Annotated in this window: 4 protein-coding genes; 2 read left to right on the top strand and 2 right to left on the bottom strand. The window is 60.4% G+C overall.

Annotated elements, in window-relative coordinates:
- Together ACYQ2W_RS25255 and ACYQ2W_RS25250 are read right to left on the bottom strand one after the other, a co-directional pair.
- Positions 1 to 720: Druantia anti-phage system protein DruA (locus ACYQ2W_RS25255; protein WP_459873642.1), on the bottom strand; the 720-nt coding region annotated here is incomplete at its 3' end.
- A gap of 76 nt (positions 721 to 796) precedes the next feature.
- Positions 797 to 1,789 carry a sigma-54-dependent transcriptional regulator gene (locus ACYQ2W_RS25250; RefSeq protein ID WP_459873640.1) on the bottom strand — a complete coding sequence of 331 codons (993 nt, stop codon included), beginning with the start codon at positions 1,787 to 1,789 and terminating at the stop codon, positions 797 to 799.
- A gap of 580 nt (positions 1,790 to 2,369) precedes the next feature.
- On the opposite strand from ACYQ2W_RS25250, the gene ACYQ2W_RS25245 reads away from it, so the two are divergent.
- Both ACYQ2W_RS25245 and ACYQ2W_RS25240 read left to right on the top strand, forming a co-directional pair.
- Complete coding sequence (locus ACYQ2W_RS25245) at positions 2,370 to 3,464, top strand: lipocalin-like domain-containing protein (RefSeq protein WP_459873638.1); 1,095 nt, start codon at positions 2,370 to 2,372, stop codon at positions 3,462 to 3,464.
- A 12-nt stretch (positions 3,465 to 3,476) separates the two neighbouring features.
- On the top strand, positions 3,477 to 4,460 hold the full coding sequence (locus tag ACYQ2W_RS25240) for a hypothetical protein (protein ID WP_459873636.1): 984 nt from the start codon (positions 3,477 to 3,479) through the stop codon (positions 4,458 to 4,460).
- Positions 4,461 to 4,757 lie beyond the last annotated feature (297 nt).

Raw genomic sequence — 4,757 nt, 5'->3', positions numbered from 1 at the left:
CGGATCGACGAAGGTTTCGGCCAACACGACCTCATGGCCGAAGCGCGCCTGCCAAGCCTCGGCCAGACCCCGCAACGACAGCGCCAGCACCTTGGAGGCCAAGTGCTCGACGCGCACCCACGGCAACACCAGGAAGCGAACGTTGTTCGCCACCGCCGAGAGCCGCTGGCGCCGCTGCTGCGCCGACCAACCCACCCAGCGGTCGCGGCACTCGACCTTCCACGCCGCGCTGGCCCAGCCCAGGCAGGCCACCACTTGGTCGTCGAGCCAGACCAGTTGCTTGAGGTGCTCGCCGACCAGCTTGGGGCGACCGAGGTAGTGATGATGATGGACCAGATAGTCCCACAGATAACGCTCGGCGCCCTCGGCGGGGCGAATCTGCGGTTCGGGATAGTCGCCGACCCGCCCGCTCAGCTCCTGCCGGACGAACAAGGGGGCTTGGGAGAAGTCCTGGGGCTTGAGATTGTTCTTCGGTCGCAGGCGGGGAGGCAACTGGACATGGCCGGCCTCCTCCAGACGCAACAGCAGATCGCGGGCGGCGTACTCTTTGAGCTTGCCGTTCGCTTGACGCCAGTCCCACTGCTCGCAAAGCTGCCGGGCGATGTGGCTGCGCCCCCGGGCGTAGTGGATGGCAATGGCTTCGCGGATCTCCCGCAGATCGACCTCGCTCAGGTCGCGGCCCCGGTAGCGCAATACGATTTCGTGGTCTTGTCCTTCCATGGACGAGAAAGTTACCCGCTTGGCGTTTCTGACGTCAGCGGTTTTTCAAAGGGCTAAAGTCTTACTACAGGAAGGACTATTTCTTTTTCCACCCGTTTCGGTCGATAGCGGCGTAGATGGTCGTACGGGAAACGCCAAAGATTCTCGCCACTTGGCGGATATTCCAACCGGTGAGTTGAAGGAGCTTCAACATTACCGCGTCACGGGATTTCGGGTCTTTCAGTGAAGCGCTGTTTTCTGGATAGAGGGCAGGATCGAAAAGGATGTCAGCAGCTTGGTTCACCGTTATGACCGAGCACTTGCCCATGCTGCCCTGCACAGCCACATTCGCTACTGCGTTGCGCAGGTCTCGCAGGTTCCCCCACCACGACATCGACTCAAACAGCGCCAACGTTTCGGGAGCGAATTCGAGATCCTGGTTGAGAGAGGGGTTTTCTCGGAGCGTTTCCGCGAGGAAATATTCGGAAAAAGCACGCACCTTTTCCGGAGTTTCTCTCAGCGGAGTCAGCGATATGCGCCAAGTCGATAATCGATAATACAGATCTCGCAGAAAGCTCCCTCGTTCAATCAAGCAGTGAAGATCTTTGTTTGTAGTTACGATCAGGCGGATGTCGCTGGATTGAAAGTCGTGCTCCGCACCTACCCTCGATATTTTTTTGTCATCAAGGAAGCGAAGCAGCTTTTGTTGCCCCTCTATCGGGAGGTAATCGATATCGTCCAGGATCAGCGTGCCCCCATTGGCTACAGCCAACACACCATCCCGGCTCGATACCGCCCCGGTAAAGGCGTTTTTCATATGGCCAAACAGCGCCGAGTCAATCAGGCCGGGGGAGTTCACGAATTCTCCACACCCCTTTACCAGCACCGACCGATCAGCTCTGGATGAGTGATAATGGAGTTCCTGGGCTAGAACGGTCTTTCCGGTACCTGTTTCGCCCGAGATAAGCACCGGCCCCTCCAGCATCGCAATACGCCGCTGGGTCTCACTCAACTCCGGCCTCAAAAACTGGCTGTTCGAAACCAGCTTAAGGCCCGGCCCGTCCAGCCCGTGATTTTCTATTGACTCCATGTGCTCGATACCACGTATTACGAAATACAGAATAAAAAGCAAATAGCCATCGACACATCAGAGTTTCAGAAAAGGCCTAGATTCTCTTCTTACCGGCCGCATCCGATGTAACATTAATAGACGCATCCCACTACGCATTAGTGCATACGTTTATTCAATGCGTGTCAATAATCTCCCTTGAACAACGAGCCATTTTCTTACAAAGAATGTCAAAATTCTTACATATTCAAACGACTGTTTTTATGCGAAAACAACATTTGGCGTCGGCTAACTATCACACAAAGCGCACCGGTAGATCGCCCCCTAATTTGGAGGAAAACTCACGACACCGGCGTAGACACCATTTCATTGGCCTCCTTCTACCTCGACGACCATCGTAACGCCTCCCTCCCCTCTAGCCGGCTTTTCTGGCCTTCTTGCCCCGAATTTGCGTTCACGTAAGAGACGCAAATCGCGCCCGCTTCGACGAATCAGCATTTTCCTACACGGTTTGTTTGAAAAATCTGCTAGCAACATGCTAATAATCGCCACACCCGCCGTCCGCCCGGCGCCCGTAACAACGCCACACCAGGGACTCCCCATGACCCCCGAAACCCTCAACTTCCTCAAATGCAAACTCCCCTGGATCCTCCTACTCCTGTTCCTGCTCTTCTACACCTTCATCCCCAACAAGGGGCTGATCGGCCCGATCCAGCTGCCGCGTGACGACGCTATGCTCAACAACCAGGACGTGCAGTGGTGGTACTGGACCGGGCACCTGGAGAGCGAGGATGGGCGCAAGTTCGGCTTCGAGCTGGTCTTCTTCGCCTTCGACCAATTCATCATCCTCAAGGAACAGCTGGTGCAGGCGGCGGTCACCGACATCAACGGCAACAATTTCCACTACGGCGAGGACGTCACCTTCTTCGACCTGCCCCACGAGATTCCCAACCGTTTCGACCTCTCCGCCGACAACAAGCACTTCGCCGCCACCGCGATGGGCGGCAACGGCGAGGACCACATCACCGCCAATCTCGGTGAATACGCCTTCGACCTCCAGCTGAAGGCGGGCAAGAAGCCGGTGCTGCACTACGCCGGCGGCCCCCACCCCTACCGCTTCGGCGGCTACACCTACTACTACTCCCGCGAGGCGATGGAGGCGAGTGGCACCCTGACCGCCCACGGCAAGGAGTACAAGGTGAGCGGCACCGCCTGGTTCGACCGCCAGTACGGCGACCTGCTGCCGGCGGTCTCCCAGGGCTGGCAGTGGTTCGCCATCGAGCTCAACGACAACCGCCAGCTGATGCTCTACTACATCAACGGCCAGAAGAACGACGTGGAGAACTACGCCTCGCTCACCGACGCCAAGGGCCACACCCGCGTCTACGGCCCGGGGGAGTTCACCATCGACATCCTCGACCACTGGACCAGTCCGCATACTGGATGCGAATACCCGAGCAAGTGGAACATCCAGCTCGACGACGAGACCTTCGTGGTGACCCCGCAGGTGGCCGACCAGGAGCTGCGCGCCAAACACGGCTTCTGGGCCAGCCCGGTCTACTGGGAGGGGGCGAGCAGTGTCGCCCGCGCCGACGGCTCGCCCGCCGGCCAGGCCTACGTGGAGCTCAACGGTTTCTGCCGCGGCAAGATGATCGACCTGAAGAACGCGCAGCCCAAGCCCACGCCCATCAACTAGGGGAACGGCGCCATGAGCATCGATCCGAGCAAGCCGAATAGCTTCCTCCAGGTGGCGCTGTGGATGGTGGCGGCTGTGATGATCCCGTTCGCCATCACCCTCTCCACGGTGCACGACCCCAGCCAGCCGCCCAACTACGCCGCCAACCCGACGCCTTACGGCTACACCTGGAGCCTCTCCATCTTCTGGGTGCCGATCCTGATCTTCCACGCTTGGTTCAACCGCTACCCGGAGTTCCGGGTGGAGCGCAAGGCCTACTGGCTGGTGGTGGCGGCGATCTTCCTCCTCGGCACGGTGCTCGACGTGGGCTTCGGCTACCACTTCTTCTACTTCCCCAACACCGGGGCGGTGGCCGGGCTCTACATCCCCGCCTTCGACTGGGGCGGCTTCCACTGGGTGTCGAGCTACCTGCCGATCGAGGAGTTCGGCTTCTACCTGCTCGGCGGCATCTTCATCGCCACCCTCTATCTGTGGGGGGTGGTCTACTGGTTCCGCCGCTACAGCCACGACGACCACGCCGCGGTCTGCCGCGGCCTGCCCAAGCTGGGCGGTTTCCACGGCCGCCTGCTCGCCGCGGGGACCGCGCTGATCGTGCTGGCGGTGGTGGCGAAGAAGCTCGGCCCCTACCCCGCGGGGTTCCCCGGCTACTTCACCTTCATCGTCCTGCTCGGCCTGCTGCCGGGGGTGTTCCTGATGCGCACGTTGCAGTATTTGATCAACTGGCGCGCGTTGATGTTCACGGTCTTCGTGCTGCTCGCCATGTCGATCGTCTACGAGGCGAGCCTCGGCGTCCCCTACGGCTGGTGGAAGTACCACAACGAGCAGATGATCGGCATCCTCATCGGCGCCTGGTCCTATCTGCCGATCGAGGCGGTGATCATCTGGCTGATCATCGGCTTCGTCGCGGTGCTGCTGTTCGAAGGGCTGCGCGCCTACTTCTACATGGAGCGCAGTGCCAAGGAGGCGCTGCTCGGCACCCGAGAGGGGAACGGGTAGGGTGTGCCGACGACGGGAGGCGCACCGGCTTCTACGGAGGGCAGTGCGCCTCGCCCCTCGGCACACCCTGTTGGTCATCCCGGCAAGCCGCGCTTTTGGTGGATGCGTGGCGCTTATCCGCCCTACCCGCGGGATGAATCGGTCGCGAAAACGGGATGACGACTTACCACCGGCCGCGTCTCCCGCCATCGGCACGGCAACGCGCCCGCCGTAGGTTGGCGCTACCGCGCCGACGCGAACGGGGGCAGCGGCCTTTCGCCGCCTCCGCCGAACCTTCCGAATGGGGTGTTCCGTTCT

The organism is Endothiovibrio diazotrophicus (genome assembly GCF_054657215.1).
This window is presented reverse-complemented; position numbering and strand designations above follow the sequence as displayed.

What these genes read in the sequence shown, in the direction of transcription:
- ACYQ2W_RS25250 (WP_459873640.1), bottom strand. Translation starts at nt 1,789, where the DNA reads ATGGAGTCAATAGAAAATCACGGGCTGGACGGGCCGGGCCTTAAGCTG.
- ACYQ2W_RS25245 (WP_459873638.1), top strand. Translation starts at nt 2,370, where the DNA reads ATGACCCCCGAAACCCTCAACTTCCTCAAATGCAAACTCCCCTGGATC.
- ACYQ2W_RS25240 (WP_459873636.1), top strand. Translation starts at nt 3,477, where the DNA reads ATGAGCATCGATCCGAGCAAGCCGAATAGCTTCCTCCAGGTGGCGCTG.